This is a genomic window from Achromobacter sp., assembly GCF_057314935.1.
This window is the reverse complement of the sequence record NZ_DBHKZA010000162.1, coordinates 1-5182: the sequence shown is the minus strand read 5'-3', so window position 1 is coordinate 5182 and position 5182 is coordinate 1. Positions and strand designations below refer to the sequence as shown.

Annotated in this window: 4 protein-coding genes; all 4 read right to left on the bottom strand. The window is 65.4% G+C overall.

From position 1 onward, the window contains the following. Positions 1-138: 138 nt before the first annotated feature. Genes ACO6D5_RS29480 through ACO6D5_RS29465 form a run of 4 tightly spaced genes read right to left on the bottom strand, consistent with a single transcriptional unit; the run spans position 139 to position 4775 of the window. Positions 139-1134, bottom strand: coding sequence for a Csu type fimbrial protein (locus tag ACO6D5_RS29480; RefSeq protein ID WP_485827354.1), 996 nt, complete (start codon positions 1132-1134; stop codon positions 139-141). Next, entirely contained in the window at positions 1131-3476 is a 2346-nt protein-coding gene (locus tag ACO6D5_RS29475) for a fimbria/pilus outer membrane usher protein (RefSeq protein ID WP_485827353.1), read from the bottom strand. Before ACO6D5_RS29475 ends, ACO6D5_RS29480 begins: the two co-directional genes overlap by 4 nt. A 52-nt stretch (positions 3477-3528) precedes the next feature. Then, a complete protein-coding gene (locus ACO6D5_RS29470; protein WP_485827352.1) occupies positions 3529-4242 on the bottom strand; it encodes a fimbrial biogenesis chaperone in 714 nt (237 codons plus the stop codon). An 11-nt stretch (positions 4243-4253) separates the two neighbouring features. Next, positions 4254-4775, bottom strand: coding sequence for a Csu type fimbrial protein (locus ACO6D5_RS29465; protein ID WP_485827351.1), 522 nt, complete (start codon positions 4773-4775; stop codon positions 4254-4256). Positions 4776-5182: the final 407 nt, after the last annotated feature.

Below are 5182 nucleotides of genomic sequence, written 5' to 3'. Positions count from 1 at the left end.
CCGTGCAACGCCCGCAGATGACACGCCGCATCTGCCTGATGACGCGCGCCCCGGAGTCGCAGGCGCGCGCCGCGGTGCAGCGCTGCTATGCGGAACTGGCCGCCATGCTGCGCGGCCGCGCCGGCCGCCAGGCGCGTGTCAAAAGGTGATGGTGGCGGTGACGACGTCCTTGTAGTCGCCCGGCCGCGGCGTCGCCTGCGCGGGCACGCGCCCGTACACCGTGAACGTCTGGTTGGAGCCGGTGCCGGTCCCCGTGCGCGGGCTGCCCCCGGAGGCGTCCCCCCAAATGATGGCGTAGTTGCCGTCCTGGTAGAGCTGATAGCCGACCGTGTCCGCGGCGGTCGAGTGCTTCATTTTCCGGGCCAGCACGTTGTTGGCTACGGCGCCCCCGTTCAAGGCCACCGAAAATGCATTGTTGTTGGTGCATTTGACGGTGATCGTGCTGGTGCCCGTCGTCGCGCTGTTCAACACGCCCCGGGGCGGGAACATCAGATCCGTGGCGTTGATCGTGCAGTTCTTCTGCACCAGGGCCGTCACGGTAAGCGGTACGAGGATCCGTTGCGTCGGCGTCACCGGGCAGTTCGCCAACCCGCCCAGGCCGAACACCACGTCCACCGTCGCGGTGGTCGCATAGTTCTCAGAGTATTGGGTGTTGGCGTTGTTCACGGTCGAGACCAGCGGCTGGTTGCCTGGCAGCTTGCCGTAGAACCTGAAGGTCGTGGACACCGGCCCCCCGCCGACGACCAGCGGCCCCGTCAGCAGGACGGAGGTAGGGCCCGAACTGGTGGACGTTCCCCAGACCTGCGAATGCGCCGCGTCCGTGTACAGGTTGTAGTTCATGCGGTTGGTGCCGGCGCCGAGGGTGCGCGGGTTGATCGACGTGCTGGTGTCGCCCTGGCCCAGGTTGAAGCACACCCGCGCGAAAAGGCCGAGCAGCGTGAAGGTGCAAGTCACCGCGATTTGCCCCCCGTCGCTGAACGTATCGGCAGGCAGCAGCGGATTGACGGTGCCGAAATTCACGGTGGAGGTCGTAGCCGGCCCCAGGGCGCAGGAACTGGCCTCGGACGCCCCCGCATAGCCCAGCGACAAGGCCGTCAGCGCCTGCAGCGCCGACCGGATCAGCCGCGTCTTCATGGCCGCCCCGCGCCAGGCGGCACGCAGGCGAAGGGCCCCAACGTGGGCATGGGACGGTCGGCCGCATGCGCATAGTCGAACGCCACCTCGCAGGAAACGCCCGCCCCCTTTACCCGCAGGCGATTGCGCGCCTGCAGGTCCTCGACGAAGGTCAGGCCGTCGTAGCCCACGACAGAGCGTTTGCCGCTTTCCGCGTGCGCCACTTCCGCCCCCACGGGCACGAACCCGCCGTCCGGCGTCGTCAGGATGACCGAGGCCGCCGCGTATTTCTCGACCTGGAACTTCGCCAGCACGCCGGCCCCCGCCTGCGGCACGACGACCATCTTGGTGGTGTCCAGCTTCACGTCGACGGGCAGGTCTTCCGGATCGATCGCGATGCGGTTCGACTGGTAGGAATTCAAATCCGGCACCAGCAGATAGCCGCTGCCATTGGTGCGGCCCAGCTTGCGGTTTTCATGCAGCACCGCCACATCGGCCGCGCCGTCCGTAGACACCAGCGCAAAGCTGTCATTGATGCGGCGCGACGGCAGCAGCGCGCCGTCCATCAGCGCGATCGAGCCCGACACTTGCGCGGCGGCCATCGTCTTGCCGCCGTATTCCTGCACGATGCCGGCCAGCAGGCCGTACCGGCCCAGGTACTGCGCCTGACCCTGGTTGTACTGCATGCCGCCCGACCGTCCGTTCTGCACCGCCCAGCCCCAGCCGCCCTCGTACGCCACACTGCTTTGCGCCCCCAGGCTGTACGCGTCCTGCCCGCCTTGCCTGCTGACCGAGGCGGTGGCCTGCGTCCGGTCGCCCAGCATGAAGGACAAGCCCAGGTAGACGCCGCGCGAATCGGATTGGGTGAAATCGTTGTAGGCGCTCAGCGTCATGACGACCCGGCTGTGCAGGTTGACGCTGTAGGACGCCGACCCCAACTTGGCCGCCGGCACATTCGGCATGCGGTAGCCGATGTAACTGACGGCCACGCTTTGCGACGCCGTCAGCGGCACGGACACGGTCACCCGTTCAGTCTGACGGGGCACCGGCGCGTCTTCGCGCGAGCCCAGGTCGCCGTAGTCGCCCAGTACGCGCGTGGCTTGCGCATCCACGCTGAATGCCGGCTGCACGTACTGGTAACCCAGGCCGACCTGTCCGCCGTCATAGCGGCCCGCGCTGCCCGCCAGGGACCCGCTGACCACCCCAGCCTGACCCAGCTTCACCAGGGCGCCGGCGCCGATGTTGTACAGGCCTGCCGTGGCTTCGCCATGCCCCTCCCACGTCAGGGTGTCGCTATAACCGTAGCGCCCCGATGCCGCCATCACCGGCTGGTTGTCGTAGTCGAAAGAGCGCACGCTGAACAGACGGCGCACGAATCCCGCCTCCACGGAATAGCTGGACAGCCCGGCGGCCAGCATGCGCGTATCGATATACAGCGGCACCGACGTGCTGACGGTGCGCCCCAGCGCATCGCGCGTGACCAGCGTGGCCTGGCCCGCCCCGGTAATGCCCGGGACCTGGTTCACCACGAACGGCCCCGGCGGCACGTTGCCTGAATACTGCTGCACGCCATTGACGTATAGCGCCACGGAGGACGGCACGACGGAAGAGGCACTCAGCGTGGATACCGGAAACGTGACCAGGTCGGGACGCAATGCGAAGTTCCTGCCCCACTGGATGCCCGCCACCCGCACGGAACGCGACCAGTTCAACGACGAGGTGATGGTGTCGCCCAGGCGCAGCGTCCGCATCGTCTCCTGGTCGGAACGCGTCCAATACGTGTCGTAGCGCACGTAGCGGTCCCCGGCGCCGCCCAGGTACGCCGTGCCGGTGTTGCTGAACATGCCGAATGCGTCGAAGTAGCGCTGCTCGGTGAAGAGCGCCACGCGGTAGCGCGAATCGGTCTGCGTGTAGGCGTCGTAGTTCAGCAGCAAGCCGCGCCCGGCTGTCGCCATCGGCGTCTTGGACGTCCCCTGCGCGCCCAGTTCGTAGGGCAGGCGCAAGGCGTCGGGCAACACGATATCCACGGATTGCGCCGCGGGATCGTAGGCATACCGCAGGCCGGCAACCCGGTCCAACGCGATCTCGCCTGAATCCGGCATGTCGATCCTGGACAGGTCGACCCCCACCGATCTCAACGCGCTGCCGCTGACGGACAAACGGCCCTGCGCATCCCGGAAACGCAGCAGTTGCGAGGTATTGACGCCGTTGATACTCACCTCCAGGAACACGTCGCGCTCGGCAAGATCGCCGAAGGTCAACAATAGGTCGGGCGGGTTCGCCGCCTGGGCCTGCGCACCCAGCAAACACAGTGCGAAGCACCAGACGCGTCGCCCGCGAACACGGGAAGCGCGCTCTGCCATGGCCTGCCTTCCTCTTGCTCGCCGGCCCGCACGAAGGCGCACCGGCACGCGATCAATCAACGCGTGGGGATACGGTGACGAGGTCGCCGTTGATCAGGGCTTTGATCCGCGCCGCTGCCGGCGCCTTTTGTTTTGCGGGGATGCGCCATTCGCGCGCGCGCTGTGCCAACGCGTATCCCAATAGTCCGTCGACATTCGCCACGGGCCTGCCCGCGGCATCCAGGATCTGCACCGCCGCCACCTGCGCGTACCGAGTGCCGGTGTTGGACAAGCGCAGCACCCAGGCGTCGCCCGCCCGCAGCACCTGCCACGCCAGGTCGGGCGCGGGCGAGGGCGCCGCCCCCGCCACGAAGACGGGCACGGAATAGCGCAGGCGCAACACGACCCCGTTGACGCCTGGCGAGGCCGGGTCGGGAATCTCGTCGATGATCAGCCGGTAACTGCGCTCGACCGGCGCGAGTTCCCGTGACGCCCGGACAAGCCGCACCAATTGTTCGCCGCCGGGCGCGACCTGGATAATCGGCGGACTGGCCTGGACTTCTTCGGTGGCGGTCAGGACGTCGTCGCCATCGGCCTGTTCCCAGCGATAGATGCGGACTTGCCCATATATCGGCGTATTGCCGGGATTGCGCAACATAATGCCGCCGGCCGCCTGCTGAGGCGCCAGCTCCACCAATACCGGGGATATCTGCAGCGCCGCCCCGAAGGCCAGGCCTGTCCACCCGCCGATGCACAACGCCAATACGGCCTTGAGGAGTGCTTGCATCCGCACGCCCTTTAGAAATAGACCGTGGCGGTGACCGTGGAAGAGTAATTATCGGGTGCCGGCGTCGTCTGGACGGGCACGGCGCCATTGACCACCAAGGGCTGCGCCGAGCCATTGCCGACCCCGCTGACGCGGTCTGCCACTTGGGCGTCGCCCCAGACGACGGTCTGGCTGCCGGGCTGGTATAGCTGATAGGCCACCGTCTGGGTATTGCTGCCCGTGCCGCTCATGAACCGCGTCGTTCCTGTCGACCCCGTGCCCGTGCCGGCGCTCAGTCCGACGGTATAGGGCGTGGTGTTGCTGCACGTGACATTCAGGGTGGTGTTGCCGGTCACCGCGGTGGCCAATACGCCATGACTGCCGAACGCCAGGTTATTGGCGGCGATCACGCAGTTGGCGGTGATGGTGAGGGTGACGTTGAAATTCGCCGTGGGGCCGGCTTGCGCGGCCGCCAGCCCGGGCGCGGCGCTGGCGCAGATCAATGACAAGGCCGCTGCATGCAAGGACAAGCGTTTCATCATGAAACCCTCCATCGAATGAGTTGCACCACCGAATCTGATGGGAATAATCGTACGTCGAATAAATCCATCAGGCACCAAATAGTTTCATCCATTCATTTTTATTATTACGAAATCTTAATAATTTGCTCTCTCCGATCTGGTTTTCGGCACGGCCTCCCTCTGTCCTAACGTCTAATCTGTGTCGTACAAGCCGTTGTATTTAGGCTATTTTATTAGTTTCAATTAGTGACATGACTTGTTGCGATTTATTGGCCATCGATTAACGCACTGGTTAATCTCGCCCATTATCCGATGTGACCGGATGGTCGCATTATGGATATTTGTTTGCGCATTGGCAGGACACTCCGCGTCGAATCGCATCACGGCTGACGAAGCGTTGAATCCCGATGCGGCATTAGAATCAGTCCTCCTGATTCCGG

Bases quoted from the DNA above. Each gene is read 5' to 3' on its own strand.
- ACO6D5_RS29480 (WP_485827354.1), bottom strand. From the start codon at position 1,134: ATGAAGACGCGGCTGATCCGGTCGGCGCTGCAGGCGCTGACGGCCTTG.
- ACO6D5_RS29475 (WP_485827353.1), bottom strand. From the start codon at position 3,476: ATGGCAGAGCGCGCTTCCCGTGTTCGCGGGCGACGCGTCTGGTGCTTC.
- ACO6D5_RS29470 (WP_485827352.1), bottom strand. From the start codon at position 4,242: ATGCAAGCACTCCTCAAGGCCGTATTGGCGTTGTGCATCGGCGGGTGG.
- ACO6D5_RS29465 (WP_485827351.1), bottom strand. From the start codon at position 4,775: ATGGAGGGTTTCATGATGAAACGCTTGTCCTTGCATGCAGCGGCCTTG.